This window comes from Streptomyces sp. SCSIO 30461 (assembly GCF_037023745.1).
In the GTDB taxonomy this organism is placed as follows: Bacteria; Actinomycetota; Actinomycetes; order Streptomycetales; family Streptomycetaceae; genus Streptomyces.
Genome location: NZ_CP146101.1, coordinates 2,706,310 through 2,723,759 on the forward strand (window position 1 = coordinate 2,706,310; position 17,450 = coordinate 2,723,759).

19 protein-coding genes are annotated in these 17,450 nt (G+C 69.7%); 6 read left to right on the plus strand and 13 right to left on the minus strand.

What is annotated here, in order from left to right; translation table 11 throughout:
- The first annotated feature begins 337 nt into the window (after positions 1-337).
- On the plus strand, positions 338-1,582 hold the full coding sequence (locus tag V1460_RS11850) for an SAV2148 family HEPN domain-containing protein (protein ID WP_338673706.1): 1,245 nt from the start codon (positions 338-340) through the stop codon (positions 1,580-1,582).
- 54 nt (positions 1,583-1,636) lie between these two features.
- Positions 1,637-2,374, plus strand: a complete 738-nt coding sequence (locus V1460_RS11855) for a 3'-5' exonuclease (RefSeq protein ID WP_338673707.1) — start codon at positions 1,637-1,639, stop codon at positions 2,372-2,374.
- A gap of 308 nt (positions 2,375-2,682) precedes the next feature.
- Here V1460_RS11855 and V1460_RS11860 read toward each other — a convergent pair whose 3' ends face one another.
- Complete coding sequence (locus tag V1460_RS11860; RefSeq protein ID WP_338673708.1) at positions 2,683-3,537, minus strand: aminoglycoside phosphotransferase family protein; 855 nt, start codon at positions 3,535-3,537, stop codon at positions 2,683-2,685.
- Positions 3,538-4,390: 853 nt separating this feature from the next.
- On the opposite strand from V1460_RS11860, the gene V1460_RS11865 reads away from it, so the two are divergent.
- Both V1460_RS11865 and V1460_RS11870 read left to right on the plus strand, forming a co-directional pair.
- Entirely contained in the window at positions 4,391-5,620 is a 1,230-nt protein-coding gene (locus tag V1460_RS11865; protein ID WP_338673709.1) for a S8 family serine peptidase, read from the plus strand.
- 80 nt (positions 5,621-5,700) lie between these two features.
- A complete protein-coding gene (locus V1460_RS11870; RefSeq protein ID WP_338673710.1) occupies positions 5,701-6,279 on the plus strand; it encodes a DUF1697 domain-containing protein in 579 nt (192 codons plus the stop codon).
- 51 nt (positions 6,280-6,330) lie between these two features.
- Here the strand turns inward: V1460_RS11870 and V1460_RS11875 are convergent, their stop codons facing one another.
- Positions 6,331-6,522 (minus strand): DUF4236 domain-containing protein, encoded by a 192-nt coding sequence (locus V1460_RS11875; RefSeq protein ID WP_338673711.1) that lies wholly within the window; start codon positions 6,520-6,522, stop codon positions 6,331-6,333.
- A gap of 179 nt (positions 6,523-6,701) precedes the next feature.
- Between V1460_RS11875 and V1460_RS11880 the strand changes: the two genes are divergently transcribed.
- Together V1460_RS11880 and V1460_RS11885 are read left to right on the plus strand one after the other, a co-directional pair.
- Positions 6,702-7,175 (plus strand): hypothetical protein, encoded by a 474-nt coding sequence (locus V1460_RS11880; RefSeq protein WP_338673712.1) that lies wholly within the window; start codon positions 6,702-6,704, stop codon positions 7,173-7,175.
- A gap of 92 nt (positions 7,176-7,267) precedes the next feature.
- Entirely contained in the window at positions 7,268-7,885 is a 618-nt protein-coding gene (locus V1460_RS11885) for a DsbA family protein (RefSeq protein ID WP_338673713.1), read from the plus strand.
- A gap of 80 nt (positions 7,886-7,965) precedes the next feature.
- Here the strand turns inward: V1460_RS11885 and V1460_RS11890 are convergent, their stop codons facing one another.
- From V1460_RS11890 to V1460_RS11940, 11 genes are all read right to left on the minus strand, one after another.
- A complete protein-coding gene (locus tag V1460_RS11890) occupies positions 7,966-8,766 on the minus strand; it encodes a sirohydrochlorin chelatase (protein ID WP_338673714.1) in 801 nt (266 codons plus the stop codon).
- Between the two features lie 6 nt (positions 8,767-8,772).
- On the minus strand, positions 8,773-9,693 hold the full coding sequence (locus V1460_RS11895; RefSeq protein ID WP_338673715.1) for an ABC transporter permease: 921 nt from the start codon (positions 9,691-9,693) through the stop codon (positions 8,773-8,775).
- Positions 9,680-10,477 carry an ABC transporter ATP-binding protein gene (locus tag V1460_RS11900; RefSeq protein ID WP_338673716.1) on the minus strand — a complete coding sequence of 266 codons (798 nt, stop codon included), beginning with the start codon at positions 10,475-10,477 and terminating at the stop codon, positions 9,680-9,682. The genes V1460_RS11895 and V1460_RS11900 overlap by 14 nt, the downstream gene beginning before the upstream one ends.
- A 53-nt stretch (positions 10,478-10,530) precedes the next feature.
- Positions 10,531-11,643: an aliphatic sulfonate ABC transporter substrate-binding protein gene (locus tag V1460_RS11905; RefSeq protein WP_338673717.1), complete on the minus strand. Its 1,113-nt coding sequence runs from the start codon at positions 11,641-11,643 to the stop codon at positions 10,531-10,533.
- 121 nt (positions 11,644-11,764) lie between these two features.
- On the minus strand, positions 11,765-11,887 hold the full coding sequence (locus tag V1460_RS11910; protein ID WP_338678388.1) for a hypothetical protein: 123 nt from the start codon (positions 11,885-11,887) through the stop codon (positions 11,765-11,767).
- Positions 11,875-13,215 (minus strand): GTP-binding protein, encoded by a 1,341-nt coding sequence (locus tag V1460_RS11915; RefSeq protein WP_338673718.1) that lies wholly within the window; start codon positions 13,213-13,215, stop codon positions 11,875-11,877. Before V1460_RS11915 ends, V1460_RS11910 begins: the two co-directional genes overlap by 13 nt.
- Positions 13,216-13,217: 2 nt before the next feature.
- Positions 13,218-14,156 (minus strand): sulfate adenylyltransferase subunit CysD, encoded by a 939-nt coding sequence (gene cysD / locus V1460_RS11920; protein ID WP_338673719.1) that lies wholly within the window; start codon positions 14,154-14,156, stop codon positions 13,218-13,220.
- Positions 14,153-14,737, minus strand: a complete 585-nt coding sequence (cysC, locus tag V1460_RS11925; protein WP_338673720.1) for an adenylyl-sulfate kinase — start codon at positions 14,735-14,737, stop codon at positions 14,153-14,155. Before cysC ends, cysD begins: the two co-directional genes overlap by 4 nt.
- The gene (locus V1460_RS11930; protein WP_338673721.1) at positions 14,737-15,447 is read right to left on the minus strand and encodes a phosphoadenylyl-sulfate reductase; all 711 of its coding nucleotides are present in this window, start codon (positions 15,445-15,447) and stop codon (positions 14,737-14,739) included. Before V1460_RS11930 ends, cysC begins: the two co-directional genes overlap by 1 nt.
- Positions 15,444-15,671, minus strand: coding sequence for a hypothetical protein (locus V1460_RS11935; protein ID WP_338673722.1), 228 nt, complete (start codon positions 15,669-15,671; stop codon positions 15,444-15,446). Before V1460_RS11935 ends, V1460_RS11930 begins: the two co-directional genes overlap by 4 nt.
- On the minus strand, positions 15,668-17,365 hold the full coding sequence (locus V1460_RS11940) for a nitrite/sulfite reductase (RefSeq protein ID WP_338673723.1): 1,698 nt from the start codon (positions 17,363-17,365) through the stop codon (positions 15,668-15,670). The genes V1460_RS11935 and V1460_RS11940 overlap by 4 nt, the downstream gene beginning before the upstream one ends.
- Between the last annotated feature and the right edge of the window lie 85 nt (positions 17,366-17,450).

The following is a 17,450-nucleotide window of genomic DNA, read 5'->3' on the forward strand; positions in this document are numbered from 1 at the left end:
TCCGCGAAAACATACCCAAAGGCGCTGACTCCAAACCGGTGACCTTGTCAACACCGCGTTTCTGCGTGTCGCCCGTGCGGGGAGCCGGATCCGCCCGGTCTGCCGCGCGTTCGTGAGGGCTGCTGGGGACGCGCCGGGGGTGCGCCGGGGCGCACCGACGGTGTCACCAGGGGGCGCAATCACTATGAATCACCTCACTCCAGGTGATCCGATCACGGAGAACGGAGCCTTGGTGCGGAGGAGTTGGGAAAAGTCCCCGGGGATCCGGATGCACCGCGTCCCACGGGCGGAGTACTCTTCCTTGATCGTTGGAGGGGAGCGGGAAGGCGGTGCGCGGGTGAGCTCGGGAGGGCTGGAGCTACCCCCCGGTGACACAGGTCACGAGGGGGACTCGGCCGATGTCCCGCCCGGCGCGGTATCGCTCGCCAGGCCGGTCGAGATGACATCTCACATCGGACCAGAACTGGACTGGAGCGCGGAGGCCTGGAGCGAGGTACGCACCCGCGCCCAGCGGGCCGGGCGTGCCTACGTCTGGCTGAATCTGGTCGAGCAGCGGCTGCGCGCGGTGGTGGCCGCCGTGCTCATGCCCGTCTACGAGCCGGTGCACGGCGACGACTGGGTGGTGGCCGCGGCGGGCCCGGCAGGGCAGGAGTGGGTGCAGCGGGCCGTCGCCGTACGGGAGGTCTCGCGCCGTAAGGGCTATCTGCTCGACCCGGCCGACGACAATGTGCTCAGCTTCCTCACCCTTCCCCAGCTCCGGGAACTGATGGTCCAGCACTGGCCGTGCTTCGAGCCCTACTTCGACGAGCGGCGCGAAGTCGAGCTGGCGCTGGACGAGCTCGAGGTGGCGCGGAACGTGGTCTCCCGCAACCGGGCGCTGAACGAGGCGGTACTGGCCCAGGCCGAACGCGCCTCGGCCCGGTTGCTGGAGATCCTCGGCAGTGGGGCCGGGGTGCCGTCCGCCGACCGCCTGCCGGTCGACGCGGTCGAGGACCTGGTGGGCGACCGCTACGCGGACGTGGTCTCCGTGCATCCCGACCGGGTGCGGCTCCAGCGGCAGCTGCCGGCCGAGGACCTCTTCGGTGGCGCCAGGCGGCTCGACGCCGTCGGGATAGGCCTCAACCTGCTCGTGCAGAACTTCTCCGGGCGGCGACTGGTGAGGCTGGCGGAGGCGGGCGCCCGGGTGCGGCTGCTCTTCCTCAACCCCGCCAGCAGCGCGATCAAGCGCCGCGAGCGGGAACTTGGCGTCAGAAAGGGCGAGTTGGGCCGTTCGGTCGAGATGAACATCCTGCACATGCGGCGGGTTCGGTCGAGACTCCGCGACCCCGGGGCCTTCGAGATCCATGTGTTCGACGAGACGCCCCGCTTCACCGCCTACCTGGTCGACGGCGACGGCCCCGACGGGCTGGCGGTCGTGCAGTCCTACCTGCGCCGGGCCCGGGGCATGGAAGCCCCGGTGCTGGTGCTGCGCGGCGGCCGGCCGGCCGTGGTGAGGTCGGGCCAGGAGAGCGAGCACGGTCTGTTCCAGACCTACCGGGAGGAATTCGAGTCGGTGTGGAGCGACTCCCGACCGGTGTCCTGACTGTCAGTGCCACGTGCGAGAGTTCCGTACGTACCACAGACGAGGGGGCACCGCATGGCGTGGCACCATGAGCCGCTGGTCGGCTTCGACCTGGAAACGACGGGCACCGACCCGCTGCACGCACGCATCGTGACCGCGGCGGTCGTCGCCGTGGAGGCGGGCCGACCGACCCGGCGGCGCACCTGGCTCGCTGACCCGGGGATACGTATCCCGGCGCAGGCGTCGGCCATCCACGGGATCAGCAGCGAGCGGGCGGCGACCGAGGGACGCCCGGCGAGCGAGGTGGCGGAGCAGATCGCCGTGACGCTGGCGGACTACTGGAAGGCGGGCGTCCCGGTCGTCGCGTACAACGCCGCTTTCGACCTGACCCTGCTTTCCGCCGAGCTCGCCCGCCACGGTCTGCCGTCGCTCGCCGAGCGGTTGGCCGAGGGCCAGGAGGGCTCCGGGATCGGCCCGGTCATCGACCCCTACACGATCGACCGCGCCGTCGATCGCTACCGCAGAGGCAAGCGCAACCTCGAAGCGGTCTGCGCGGAGTACGGAGTGGTGCTGGAGGAGGCACATGAAGCCTCGGCGGACGCGCTGGCGGCGGTCAGGGTGGCATGCGCGATAGCGGAGCGGCATGCCTCGGTGGCGGCGGTCGACCCGGCGGAGCTGCACAACCGGCAGATCCGCTGGTACGCCGACTGGGCGGCGGACTTCCAGGGTTTCTTGCGACGCAAGGGCACCCCTGACGCGGTGGTGGACGGATCCTGGCCGGTGCGAGCGCTCACCGGGGTGGGGCCTGTCTGAGGCTTGTGTCCGACACCTCCGGGCTCCGGTGATCCGAATGACAGCACGTCATCCTGCTGCACCAGTGCCGCGTCGGGCAAGTTTGCCCGTGAAGGGGCGGCGTCCGGTGCATGGGGTTTCCCGGGCGGTTCGGGGGCGAGGGAGGTGGGGTCTCCAGCCGGATCGCCCCTCCTAGCGAGCCTGCTCGGTTGATTCGGCAACGCCGCGTGGGGGCACCTCCCGGCGAAGCCAGGGGGAGCGCCGTCCCGGGGGCACCTCCCAGGCGAAGCTCTGGGGGAGTCGCGACGGGGTGAACGTTGATTACCGCGCTAGAGAGGGTGCCAGCGGACTTCGGGGTCGTTCCTCCGCAATGAGTCCACCCGGCGCCGGAATTCCTCCAGCGCCACACGGCTGGTCGGGGCGTGCTGGGCGATCCAGGCGCAGCCGGCCGTTTCCCGGGCGCCCCGAAGCACCGCGCAGCCGGGCCAGTCGCGTACGTCCCAGCCGTAGGCCGCGGTGAAGGCTTCGTAGGCCGCCGGGTCGAGCCCGTAGCGGTCGCGGGCGAGTGCCAGGACGACCAGATCATGTTCCCTGAGGTCGGCGGAGAAGGTCTCCAGATCGGTCAGCACAGGACCGTCTGGACCGATATGGACATTGCGGGGGAGAGCGTCGCCGTGGATGGGGCCGGGCGGCAGACGAGGCGTCAGCTCGCTCGCAGCGGCGGCGAAACCGTCCCGGCGCTCTCGTAGGAAGTCGGCGTCCGCCTGGTCTACCGCCGGCCCCGCCAGCCTCAGCCAGCGCTCCACCCCGTCGAGCAGCTTTCGGCGCCGCAGCGGGATCGGGGCGGAGGGCAGCGAGTGCACCAGCCGTAGCAGCGGTGCCAGGTCGCGAGGCTCGGCGGGTCGTACCGCCCGGGGCAGGCGGTGCCACAGGGTCACCGGGTGGCCCTCCACCAGCAGGGCCTTCGGCTCCGCCGCCCGTACGGCGGGTACGCCCGCCTGTTCCAGCCATTCCGCGACGGCCAGCTCGTACTCGGCGCGATCGAGCAGCTCGGCGCTCCGTCCGACTTTGACCACCACGTCTCCGGACGCGAAGACCGCGTTCTCTCCAAAGGCCAGCAGCTCCGCCTGCCCCGGAGGCAGCCCCACCGCCGCGAGCACCGACCGTGCGTGTTTCTCGTCCATGGCACGAATTGTGGCATTGCCGCACTTGGGGTGGACAGCGCGCGTGTTGACATAGAGGGATTGTCAGAAAAAGTCAGCATCGGCGCGATCGAAGGCATCTGACGGTGTCGAGGCGGTGACAGCGGCTCCGGCTGTGTGGGAGGACTTCGTGACGTCACATCATGCCGAGAGGATTCCGGTGGCGGGCGATGGCCAGGCGCCGCCCGGTACCGCGAGCCGTCCGCGCGGGTGACGCATGCTGCTCGGAACTCCGGCGGCGGGTCTGGTCCTGCTCGCCGGACCGGCCCTGTCGATGGTGCTCGCGCGCCCCGCGGGGCCGTTCCGACCATGTCCACGTCCCGGACCGAAGCAGGCGCCACGTCCGGTGAGGGAGGGCGCTTGGCCGCGAAGGCTCCGTGCCTTGCCGCCGTGAGCGGCTCGTCGTCAGCGAGGACCCGACCGCCACAGGGCTCGGAGAAATCGTTTCAGAATCAACACATTTGGTGAATGGGGGAGGGCTTCCGTGCCGCCCAAGTGAAATCGAGGGGACTCGTGTACCCGCTCGAAGCTCCTCTGCGCCCCCTCGATACACGGGTGTTTGTGTCGAGCTGGGACCGCGTCCGGCCGGCCCTGATGTCGCCGATTGGCTGTAACGAGACCCAGTCCACGTAACACGTAAAGAATTTGGGAGGGTTCGCGTCCGAATTGAGGGGGCGTGGTGGATATCCCATTACCAAGGCTTGTTGAGTAAGTCACAGGTGCATGAACCTCTTGAACTGAGCCCGTCAATCGGTCAGTGTTTCGAAGCGACCTCCGGAGAACTTCCGTTCGGAGGCCAATCCCCCCACAAAAGATGACGAGGAGATCCCTCTTCATGGCAACTCACAAGCGCGCGAGCAGGATCAAGCTGACCGCGGCCATCAGTGCCGTGGCCGCCGCCGCAGGAGTGACCGTATTCGGCGCCTCGTTCGCCGGAGCCGCCCCCGCTCCTGCGGAGGGCAAGATCTACGGCGCGAACGCCGAAGGCGCAGTGGCCGGAAGCTACGTCGTCCTGCTGAAGGACAGCGGCCAGAAGAGCGCGATGAGCGCCAAGGCCGACAAGCAGGACCTTGCCGAGGAGTACGGCGGCAAGCTGGAGCGCAACTACTCATCGGCTGTCAACGGCTTCTCGGCCAGCGGGCTTTCGGAGACCGAGGCCAAGCGCCTCGCCGCCGACCCCGCCGTGGCGAAGGTCGTCCAGAACAAGAGGTTCTCCATCAACGCCACTCAGGAGAACCCGCCGTCCTGGGGCCTGGATCGGATCGACCAGGCCGACACGGCCGGCGACAGCAAGTACACCTACCCCGACGGTGGCGGTGAGGGTGTCACGGCGTATGTCATCGACACCGGAGTCCGCACCACGCACAAGGACTTCGAGGGCCGGGCCACCAGCGGCTTCGACGCCATCGACAACGATGAGGACGCCGACGACGGCAACGGCCACGGCACCCATGTGGCGGGCACCATAGCCGGGGCGTCGCATGGTGTGGCCAAGAAGGCGAAGATCGTCGCCGTGCGCGTGCTCGACGACAACGGCTCCGGCACCACAGAGCAGGTCGTCGCCGGCATCGACTGGGTGACCAAGAACCACGAGGGCCCCTCCGTCGCCAACATGAGCCTCGGCGGCGGCGCCGATCCCGCCCTCGACGAGGCTGTCCAGAAGGCCATCGCCGCCGGTGTCACCTTCGCTGTCGCCGCGGGCAACGAGTCGAGCGACGCGGGCCAGGGGTCCCCGTCACGGGTCGAGGAGGCCATCACGGTCGCCTCGTCGACCAAGGACGACCAGCAGTCCGACTTCTCGAACTTCGGTTCCGTCGTGGACATCTACGCTCCGGGCTCGGACATCACCTCCTCCTGGAACGACAGCGACGAGGGCACCAAGACCATCTCCGGCACATCGATGGCGACCCCGCACGTCGTCGGCGCCGCCGCGGTCTACCTCGCCGGACACCAGGACGCCACCCCCGAGCAGGTCGCCAAGGCCCTGACGGACGGTGCCACGCCCGACAAGATCAGCAACCCGAGCGAGGGTACGCCCAACAAGCTCCTGAAGGTCGTCGAGTGATCGCCTGACCCGGTAGGACCGCAACGGACGGCCGCCGTGCCCTCCCCCACGGGGCATGGTGGCCGTCCTATGGTGTGCCGATGGCGAACACATATCCGTATGCGCTGCTGCTGCGGGGAATCAACGTCGGCGGACACCGCAAGGTCCCGATGGCGGATCTCCGCACACTGCTGACCGAACTGGGCCACGGCGGCGTCCGCAGCCACCTCCAGAGCGGGAACGCCGTCTTCACCAGCCCGGAACGGGACGAGCGGCGGCTCGCCACCGACATCGAGAGGGCGATCGATGGGCACTTCGGCTTCACCGTCGACTGCCTGGTCCGCGGGGCGGCGTATCTGCGTGCCATCGTGGACGACTGCCCCTTCCCCGCCGCCGAAATCGAAGGCAGGCAACTCCACGTCACCTACTTCTCCGAGCGGGTGGACCCGGAGCGGCTCGCCGGAATCGACACGGCCGCCCGTCTGCCGGAGGAGTTCCGGCTCGGTGACCGTGCTCTCTACCTCTACGCGCCCGACGGTCTGGGTCGCTCCAAGCTCGCCCAACAACTTGCCAGGCCGGGCCTGTTCAAGGGGGTCGTCGCGACCAGCCGCAACTGGAACACGGTCGTCAAGCTGGCTGAGATGACCGCGGATGCGGCGGCCGGGGACGATCGGGGCTGAATCGGCCAGGGGAGGGCGTGGCTTCCGGATACCGGTGGGAGTCCCCGTGCCTCAGTGCCGGTGGGAGCTCCGGTGCCAGCTGAATCCGCCCGGCAGCCGCACGGACGCACTGCGGTGGCCACCGCTGTGCCGGGTGACATGAGCCCGGCGGGTGCCCAGGCTCAGCGACCACCCGCGGTCGCTCAGGTTCAGATGCAGCAGCTTCGGGATGATGGTGATCCGCTTGTGGTAATAGATCGACATATCGGCCTCCTTGCCGTCATGGTGCGTGAGAAACCCGGCACCGCTGTCACCGGACTGCCACGGCCTTGTCACCGCAGGGCAGACATGTCCTGTTCCCGGGGCCCGCTCCCGGACGCCCCGTGCTTCTCCTCCGGATGGGCCAGCGGGGATTGTCAGGGGCGGGCCCTATCGTCGGTCCCATGTACGACGACGGCGACGGCCCACCGCGGGCCACTGACGAGCACGCGGTGCGGGCACGGGCTGCCGAGGTTCGGGTCGCCTTCGACGGGCTGCTCCGGATCCGGCGCCTGACCGGCACCGGCGCCGCCGTGCCGGAGGCCGCCCCGGCACCCTGGGAGCACCACCGGATGGTGCGGTCCGTGGCGCTCGCCCTCGAAGCGGCCGGGATACCGCCGTCCGCGGTCGACGCGTCGGGACGGCGGGTGGAAACCGGATACCGCGTCCGGAGCGCTGACGGAGAGGACCAGGAGCCCCGGGTCGTCGCGGTCGAGTGGCTGGGGCCTCCGGGGGGCGGCGCCCCGTCCGGTGAGCCCGCGGCACTCGACGAGTGCGCCAGGATCCTGGACCGGCTCGGCTGGGACGCACTGATCTACCGGGGAAGGGGCGGCCGCCGGTTCGTCGAGGTGCGTGCACCGCATCGCCCCGGGCGTTGAGGAAGGCCCTCGGAAGCATCCCCGGTGGCCCGGGAAAGCGGTGGCTGAATGGCCCGTGGCCCTGGGTCACTCCAGCCTCTAGGGTCGTCCCCATGACCACCGATCACACCGCTCAGGTCGACTTCTTCTTCGACCCTGCCTGCCCCTTCGCCTGGATCACCTCCCGCTGGATCCTGGAGGTCGAGCAGCAGCGCGACATCAATGTCCACTTCCGCCCCATGAGCCTCTACTTCCACAACGAGGGCAACGAGCTTCCCGAGGGCTACCGCGCACTCATCGACCGGACCATCGGACCCGTCCGGGTCCTGGTCGCCGCCGCCGAGCAGCACGGCGAGCAGGTGCTCGGCGATCTCTACACCGCTCTCGGCACCCGGATCCACCAGCAGAAGAACGAGGACTTCGACGCGGTGATCGCCGAGGCCCTGGCGGAGACCGGGCTGCCGGCCGAGCTGGCGGCAGCCGCGTACGACGAGTCGCACGACGACGCGGTGCGCCGCAGCCATGACGCCGGTCTGGACCCGGTGTCAGGTGGGTACGTCGGCACACCGACCGTCCATGTGGACGGAGCCGTCTGGTTCGGGCCGGTGCTGAACTCCATCCCGCGCGGTGAGGAGGCGGGCAAGCTCTTCGACAGCTTCCGGGTGCTCGCGAACCACCCTGACTTCTTCGAGCTGAAGCGCACCAGGACCGGCGAGCTGAGCATCGCCTGACCGCGGCGGGTGCCCGGCTCGGCGGTCGGGGCCGGATGCCGCATCCTCCGACCACCACCGCTGAGCGGCCCGGGCAGTACCTAAGCCCCCGTCGCACGCACCGCCGCACGCGTCGGTGTCCGTGCCCGCAGCGGGAGCCGGGGCAGTCGGGCAGCCGCCCGGGATTCGTCGAAGCGCTGGATCAGCAGTCGGGCCAGCTCGGGTGATGCGCCGAGGACATCCGCGAGGACGTCCGCGCCCGCGCACCCCGCGCCGTCGGCGATCCGGTCCGGAAGCCGGCCGGGGGCGATCACATACGGTGCGACCGCCACCCGGCGCACTCCTTCGGCGCGCAGCGCGCGCACCGCGTCCTCGGTGCGCGGCAGAGCGGCGGAGGCGAACGCAGGCCGCACGGCGCACCAACCGGTGTGCCGCAGCTCCCGCGCCATTTCAGCGATCACTGCGATCGCCTCCGGGTCGGATGAGCCCGCCGAGGCCAGTACGACGCCGGTCGAGCGCTTGTCGGCAGGGTCGAGCCCGGCCTCGTACAGCCGCCGCTCCACCGCGTCGAGCAGCAGCGGCGACGGGCCGAGCACCTCGGCCTGGACGATCCGCAGCCGCGGATGCCTCACCCGGGCCTCGTCGAGCACCGACGGGATGTCGGTCTTGGCATGGAAGGCGCGGGTCAGCAGCAGCGGCAGGGCCACCACATCCCGCACCCCGTCGTTCGCCATTCGTTCCAGCACCTGCGGGACGGACGGGGCATTGAAGTCCAGGAACGCGGTGGACACACGCAGCCCGGGCCGCTGCGACCGCACCCGCCGCACCAGGGCGGGCACGGTCGCGGCGTGCCGCGGGTCGCGGCTGCCGTGGGCGATGACCAGCAGTACGGGATCGTGCATGGGGGATCAGCTCCGGCCGAGCAGCCCGCGGCTGCGCAGCACCCACCGCTCCAGCGGGCTGAAGATCAGCAGGTCGATGGCGATACCGACGATCAGGATGAGGATGATCGCGAGGAACACCCCGGGCATGTCGAAGTTGTTGCGGCCGTTCTCCAGCAACTGGCCCAGACCCAGGCCTAGTTCAGGCGACGAAGCGATGATCTCGGCGGCCATCAGTGAGCGCCAGGAGAACGCCCAGCCCTGCTTCAGCCCGGCCAGGTAGCCGGGCAGCGCGGCCGGCATCACGATGTGCCAGGTCCCCTTCAGCCCGGTGGCGCCGAGGGTGCGTCCGGCCCGCAGGAACAGCGGCGGGACCTGGTCCACGCCCGACACCAGCCCGTTGGCGATGGAGGGCACGGCGCCGAGCAGGATCACCGTGAACATCATGGAGTCGTTGAGACCCAGCCAGATGACCGCGGGCGGCACCCATGCCACCGACGGCAGCGACTGGAGACCGGACAGGATGGGGCCGATGGCGGCGCGGACGAACTTCACCCGGGCCACGAGCAGACCGAGCGGTGTACCGATCGCCAGGGCCAGCAGGAAGCCGAGCAGGCCGCGCGACACACTGGTCCAGACGACTTCGAGCAGGGTTCCGTGCAGCCACATGTCGGACACGCTGTCCCATACCGCGGACGGCGGCGGCAGCTTGTAGTCGTCGGTGACCTTCAGCGCGACCAGCGACTGCCACACCGCGAGCACCAGTGCGACGGCCAGCACGGGCGGCAGCACTTTGCGCAACAGCACCTGGCGGATGGGGGTGCGATGGGCTTGTACGGTGTCGAGGGCGTCGAGGCCGGCCTCAAGCCCGGCGAAGTCGTCGGTCTTACGGACCACCGCGTCGCCGGTGGCCGTGGCCGGCCCGTGCTCGGTGTCAGTGCTGGCCATGGCGGCGGATCTCCCCACGCAGTTGTTCGGTGATCTCGACGGACAGCTCGGCGACGGCGGCGTCCTCGATACGGCGCGGCTGGGGGATGTCGACCCGCCACTCGTGCGCGACCCGGCCGGGCCGCGACGACAGCAGCACCACGCGCTGGGCGAGGCGTACGGCCTCGCGCACGTTGTGGGTGACGAAGAGGACCGAGACGTTCGTCTCGCGCCAGATACGGGTGAGCTCCTCGTGCAGCACGTCGCGGGTGATCGCGTCGAGCGCCGCGAACGGCTCGTCCATCAGCAGCAGATCGCTGTCCTGCGCCAGCGCCCGCGCCAGCGCCACCCGCTGGCGCATACCGCCGGACAGCTCGTGCACCCGCTTGCGGTGCGCACCGCCGAGCCGGACCAGACCGAGCAGCCGCTCCGCCTCGTCCCGGCGCTCGGACTTGGGCACCCCGCGCAGCCGCAGGGCGAGTTCGATGTTCTTGCCCGCGGTCAGCCACGGGAAGAGGGCATGCTCCTGGAACATCAGAGCCGGCCGGCCGCCGGGGGTCTCGATGGACCCCGCGGTCGGCCGGTCGAGCCCGGCCACCAGATTGAGCAGAGTGGACTTTCCGCACCCGGAGGCTCCCAGGAGGGTGACGAACTCGCCCGGGGCGACATCGAGGCTGATGTCGTCCAGTACGAGTTGCGGTCCGGCCGGTCCTGCGAAGGACTTCGAGACATGCGCGATACGGGCGGCGTGCGACACCACCGTGGCGGCGGTACCGTCTGCGGCCTTGGCGAGCGTGGTGGCCATGGTCGTCACCTCCTGGGAGCGGGAGCGGGAGCGGGGCGTTGGCGGTGGTGCTGCTACCGGGTGCCGAGTCCGGCGTCGGCCACGGCGGGCTGCCCTTGGGCCTTCAGCACCTTGTTGAGCAGCGTCAGGTCGTAGACACCGCCCAACTCGGGCTCGTCCAGCAGGTCGGCCTTCACTGCGTGGTCGGCCTGCGCCTGCAGGGTGGTGGCCAGCGGGTCGTCCGTGATCTGGATCGACTGCCAGGCCGGGTCGATGACCTCGGGCGCCAGCTCCTTGCCGCTGAGCTCCTTCAGCGCGGCGTTCGCCGACGCCTTGGCCTTGTCCGGGTTGGCCTTGATCCAGGCGTTCGTCTTCACCGTGCCGCGCAGTACGGCCTCGACCACGTCAGGGTGCTCCTTGAGGAAGCTCTGCGACACGATGACGTTGGTGATCACGAACTTCTCGTCCGGCCACAGCGAGGTCTCGTCCAGCAGCACCTTGCCGCCCTCGGCGACCAGCTTGGACGCGGTCGGCTCTGGCACCCAGGCTCCGTCGACCGAGCCGGACCTATAGGCGTCCGGAGTGACCTTGCTGTCCGTGCGGACCACGGAGACATCGCCCTCGCCGCTCTGGGCGTCGACCTTCCAGCCCTTCTCGGAGACCCAGTTGAGGAATGCCACGTCCTGGGTGTTGCCGAGCTGCGGGGTCGCGATCTTCTTGCCCTTGACGTCGTCCAGGTTCTTGATCTTGTCCGGGTTGACGACCAGCTTCACACCACCGGAAGCGGAGCCGGACACGATCCGCAGCGCCTGGCCCTTGGACTTGGCATAGGCGTTGACGGCGGGGGAGGGACCGATGAAGCCGATGTCGATCGAGCCGCCGTTCAGGGCCTCGATCTCGGATGGGCCGGCGTTGAAGATCTGGGTGGCGACCTTGGTGCCGCCCAGTTCCTCGGCGATCAGCCCTTCCTGGATGCCGACGAGCGCGGTGGCGTGCGTCAGGTTGGGGAAGTAGCCGATCCTCACGGTGTCCGCTGAGAGCTTCTTGCCCTCCGCCGCCACCTCGGTCTTCTTGTCGTCGGCCTTCGAGCCGTAGCCGCAGGCGGTGAGCGCCACGGCGAGCAGCGGGAGGGCGGCAGCGACGGCGACGCCGCGGCGCAGGGCTTTGGTTCGGGTGGTGGCAGGCACGGGAGGCGGTTCCTCTCGGAGGCCCGGCGGTCACGCACTCACGGGGCGTGGCCGGGATGTCGGCGTCTTCGTCGGCGGTAGGGGACGCGGGAGGTGCGGGCGCGCAGGCAGTGCGCATACGTCATCGCACACATCGCGTCACCCCGCCCGTGCCCGCGCCCAGGGAGCCACTGCCGACACGGCCGCCCTCCTTGGCGAATGTCGCGTAGAAGCAGGCCATGGTGGACATGGTCAGAAGTCCCATCCGTCGTCGTCCTGGACGGGGGTGGCCTTGGTGGTGGCGAAGGACTCGCCTGCCATGCCTGCGGCCAGGGTGGTGCCGTCGGACGGGTCGATCAGCAGGAACGATCCGGTGCGGCGGGAGTCCGCGTAGGAGTCGAGCGCGAGAGGCTCGGCGGTGCGGACCTTCACCCGGCCGATGTCGTTGGCCACCAGCCGCCCGGGCGCCGGGTGCTGGGACAGGTCGTCCAGCGTCAGCTTCGACGGGATGTCCTTGACGATCGCCTTGACCGTGCGGGTGGTGTGCTTCAGCAGCACCCGCTGACCCACCGCCAGCGGCTGGTCGGCCACATGGCAGACGGTGGCCTCCACATCCTGGGTGGTGGCGGGGGCGTCACCGGACGGTACGACGATGTCGCCGCGCGAGATGTCGATGTCGTCCTCCAGTAGGAGCGTCACCGACTGCGGGGTCCAGGCGACATCCACCGCCCTGCCGAGCAGGTCGATCCCGGCGATCTTCGAGGTCTGGCCCGAGGGCAGCACCGTCACACTCTCGCCGACCCGGAACGTACCCGCCGCGATCTGGCCCGCGTAGCCCCGGTAGTCGGGGTGCTCGGCGGTCTGCGGCCGGATCACGTACTGCACCGGGAATCGGGCATGGCAGGAGGTGAGGTCATGGCTGACCGGCACCGTCTCCAGGTGCTCAAGCACCGTCGGACCGCCGTACCAGTCCATGTTGGCCGACGCGTCCACCACGTTGTCACCGGCGAGTGCGGAGATGGGGATCGCCGTGATCTCCTGAACGCCCAGCTCACTCGCGTACGCCGTGAACTCCTCGGCGATGGCGGCGAAGACGGGTTCCTGGTAGCCGACCAGGTCCATCTTGTTGACGGCGAGCACGACGTGCGGCACCCGCAGCAGCGCGGCGATGGCGGCGTGACGGCGGGTCTGCTCGACCACACCGTTGCGGGCGTCGACCAGGATCACGGTCAGTTCGGCCGTGGAGGCGCCGGTGACCATGTTCCGGGTGTACTGCACGTGTCCCGGGGTGTCCGCGAGGATGAACCGGCGCCGAGCCGTGGCGAAGTAGCGGTACGCCACGTCGATCGTGATGCCCTGCTCTCGCTCGGCCCGCAGTCCGTCGGTCAGCAGCGCCAGGTCAGGCGCTTCCTGGCCCCGGGAGCGGGAGGCGTGCTCGACGGCCTCCAGCTGGTCTGCCAGCACCGACTTGGAGTCGTGCAGCAGTCGTCCCACCAGTGTGGACTTGCCGTCGTCGACGGATCCGGCGGTGGCGAAGCGCAACAGGGTGGTGGCCGACAGCTCCTCGGCCAGTTGCTTGGTGGGGCTGGTCATCTCTAGAAGTACCCTTCGCGCTTGCGGTCTTCCATCGCGGCCTCGGACAGCTTGTCGTCGGCGCGGGTGGCACCCCGTTCGGTGAGCCGGGAAGCGGCGATCTCGGTGATCACGGCGTCCAGGGTGGCGGCGTCCGAGTCGACCGCGCCGGTGCAGGACATGTCGCCGACGGTGCGGTAGCGGATCAGCCGCTTCTCCACCGTCTCGTCGTCCTTGGGGCCGCCCCACTCGCCCGCGGTCAGCCACATGCCGCCCCGTGCGAAGACCTCGCGCTCGTGCGCGAAGTAGATCTCGGGCAGCTCGATCCCCTCACGGGCGATGTACTGCCATACGTCCAGCTCGGTCCAGTTGGACAGCGGGAACACACGGACATGCTCACCGGGCGCGTGCCGGCCGTTGTAGAGCTGCCACAGCTCGGGCCGCTGACGGCGCGGGTCCCACTGGGAGAACTCGTCCCGCAGCGAGAACACCCGCTCCTTGGCCCTGGCCTTCTCCTCGTCACGCCGCCCGCCACCGAACACGGCGTCGAAGCGGTGCTGCTGGATGGCCTCGGTCAGCGGCACGGTCTGGAGCGGATTGCGTGTGCCGTCGGGGCGCTCGCGAAGCTTGCCCGCGTCGATGTAGTCCTGCACGGAGGCGACGTGGAGCCGCAGACCGTGTCGGGCGACCGTGCGGTCGCGGTACTCGATGACCTCGGGGAAGTTGTGCCCGGTGTCCACGTGCAGCAGCGAGAACGGGACCGCGGCGGGCGCGAACGCCTTCAGCGCCAGATGCAGCATCACGATGGAGTCCTTGCCGCCGGAGAAGAGGATCACCGGCCGCTCGAACTCACCCGCCACCTCGCGGAAGATGTGCACCCCCTCGGACTCCAGAGCGTCCAGATGCGTCAGCGCGTACGGGCTGCCGGTGGCACCGCTCGCGATGTCGACACTCGTGGTCATGCCAGTCCCTTCTCGGTCAGCAGTGCGTAGAGCGCCGCGGCGGATTCCTCGACCGTCTGGGTGTGCGACTCGATCCGCAGGTCCGGGGACTCCGGCGCCTCGTACGGGTCGTCCACCCCGGTGAGACCACTGATCTCACCCGCCGCCTGCTTGGCGTACAGGCCCTTCACGTCGCGTACCGAGCACACCTCCACCGGAGTCGCGACATGCACCTCGACATAGGGCGTGCCCTCGGCGTCGTGGCGCTTGCGGACGGACTCGCGGCTGTCGGCGTACGGAGCGATCACCGGCACCAGGACCTGCACACCGTTCGACGCGAGGAGCTCGGCGACAAAGCCGATGCGCTGCACGTTGGTGTGCCGGTCCTCGCGGTTGAAGCCCAGGCCCGCGGAGAGGAACTCGCGGATCTCGTCGCCGTCGAGCACCTCGACACATCGCCCGTCCGCGCGCAGCCGGTCCGCCAGCGCGAACGCGATCGTGGTCTTGCCCGCGCTCGGCAGCCCGGTGAGCCAGATGGTGGCCCCAGTCACGTGCTTCTCCTGTTGGTCGTCGGCCGTCGTTGTCGTTCCGGTCGCATTCATCAGCCGTGCAGCCCGCACTCGGTCTTGCCGCGGCCCGCCCAGCGGCCGGCCCTGGCGTCCTCGCCCTCCAGTACGCGGCGGGTGCAGGGGGCGCAGCCGACGGAGGCGTAACCGTCCATCAGCAGCGGGTTGGTGAGGACCCCGTGCTCGGCGACATAAGCGTCCACGTCGTCCTGTGTCCAGCGGGCGATGGGGGACACCTTCACCTTGCGGCGCCTCTCGTCCCAGCCGACGACCGGGGTGTTCGCCCGGGTCGGGGACTCGTCCCGGCGCAGTCCGGTCGCCCACGCGTCGTATCCGGTCAGGCCCTCCTCAAGCGGCTTGACCTTGCGCAGCGCACAGCACAGGTCGGGGTCGCGGTCGTGCAGCCGCGGGCCGTGCTCCGCGTCCTGCTCGGCCACCGTCAGGCGCGGGGTGAGGGTGATGACGTTGACGTCCATCACGGCGGCCACGGCGTCCCGGGTACCGATGGTCTCCTCGAAGTGGTAGCCGGTGTCCAGGAAGACCACATCGACTCCGGGCCTGGCCCGCGCGGCGAGATGCGCGACGACCGCGTCCTCCATGGAGGAGGTGACGCAGAAGCGCGGACCGAAGGTCTCCGCCGCCCAGGTCAGGATCTCCGGGGCGGAGGCGTCTTCGAGGTCCCGGCCGGCCTGCTCGGCGATGGCCTTGAGCTCTTCCTCGGTGCCGACCGTCTCGGCCGTCGTCATATCCCGTCCCCTCCCGTGTGGTCCGCCCGGGTCTGCCGCACGCCCCGGGCGAGCAGCCCGAGGAACTTCAGCCGGAAGGCCCGGTTGCATGCCGCGCACTCCCAGGCTCCTCCCCCGTGACCTCCGCTTCGCTTCGTGTGGGGGGACCCCCCTCCCTCCTCGCTCGGACGCAGGTCCTCGTCACCGCAGTAGGGGCAGTAGAAGGGGGCGGCGCGCTCGCTCATGAGAGGGCCTCCTCGCCGGCACGGGCCACCCAGGCGGCGAAGCGCTCGCCGTCCTCGCGCTGCTCCTGGAAGCGGCGCAGCACGCGCTCGACGTAGTCGGGCAGCTCGGCCGACGTGACCTTCAGCCCCCGGACCTTGCGTCCGAAGCCGGCCTCCAGGCCCAGCGCGCCGCCGAGGTGCACCTGGAAACCCTCTACCTGGTTGCCGTTGTCGTCCAGCACCAACTGCCCCTTGAGACCGATGTCCGCCACCTGGATACGGGCGCACGCGTTCGGGCAGCCGTTGATGTTGATGGTGATCGGCACGTCGAAGTCGGGGATACGGCGTTCGAGTTCGTCGATCAGCGAGGCGCCGCGCGCCTTGGTCTCGACAATGGCCAGCTTGCAGAACTCGATGCCGGTGCAGGCCATCGTGCCGCGCCGGAACGGGGAGGGCGTGACCCGCAGGTCGAGCGCCTCGAGCCCGGCGACAAGCGACTGCAGGTGCGGCTCGTCCACATCGAGCACCAGCATCTTCTGCTCGGCCGTGGTGCGCAGCCGGCCGGAGCCATGCCGCTCGGCCAGTTCGGCGATCTTGGTGAGTGTGGTGCCGTCGACCCGGCCGACGCGCGGTGCGAAACCGACGTAGTAGCGGCCGTCAAGCTGCCGGTGCACACCGACGTGGTCACGCCACTGCTGTACGGGTTGCTCGGGTGCCGGGCCGTCCAGCAGCTCGCGCTTGAGGTACTCGTCCTCCAACACCTGGCGGAACTTCTCCGCACCCCAGTCCGCGACCAGGAACTTCAGCCTGGCGCGGGTGCGCAGCCGACGGTAGCCGTAGTCGCGGAAGATCGAGATGACGCCCTCGTAGACATCCGGGACCTCGTCCAGCGGCACCCAGGCGCCCAGCCGCACACCGATCTTGGGGTTGGTGGACAGTCCGCCGCCTACCCAGAGGTCGAATCCGGGGCCGTGCTCGGGGTGGTTCACACCGACGAACGCGATGTCGTTGATCTCATGGGCCACATCGAGCAGCGGGGAGCCCGAGATCGCGGACTTGAACTTGCGGGGCAGGTTGGAGAAGTCCTTGTTGCCGACGATGCGGCGCTGGATCTCGTCGATGGCGGGGGTGCCGTCGATGATCTCGTCCTCGGCGATGCCCGCCACCGGTGAGCCGAGGATGACGCGCGGGGTGTCGCCGCAGGCCTCTGTGGTCGACAGGCCGACGGCCTCCAGCCGGTGCCAGATCTCGGGCACGTCCTCGATCCGGATCCAGTGGTACTGCACGTTCTGCCGGTCGGTGATGTCGGCCGTGCCGCGGGCGAACTCCTCGGAGATCTCGCCGATCACCCGTAGTTGCTGGGTGGTCAGCCGCCCGCCGTCGATCCGCACGCGCAGCATGAAGTACTCGTCGTCCAGCTCCTCCGGCTCCAGGATCGCGGTCTTGCCGCCGTCGATCCCGGGCTTGCGCTGGGTGTAGAGACCCCACCAGCGCATCCGGCCGCGCAGGTCGCTGGGGTCGATGGAGTCGAATCCGGCCTTGGAGTAGATCGTCTCAATGCGTGTCCGCACATTGAGACCGTCGTCGTCCTTCTTGAACTGCTCATTGCCGTTCAGCGGCGTGAAGTGGCCAACGGCCCACTGCCCTTCGCCGCGGTGGCGACCGGCCTTGCGGCGGGGCGTGGCGGTGGCGGGCTTCTCGGGGGTGGCGGCCATGACGATACGTCCTTCGGGACTGCGGGAGGGCGGCTCTGACCTGCGCTCGGGCAACACCGACCAGGGTGTGGCGCAGCGCTGCGCA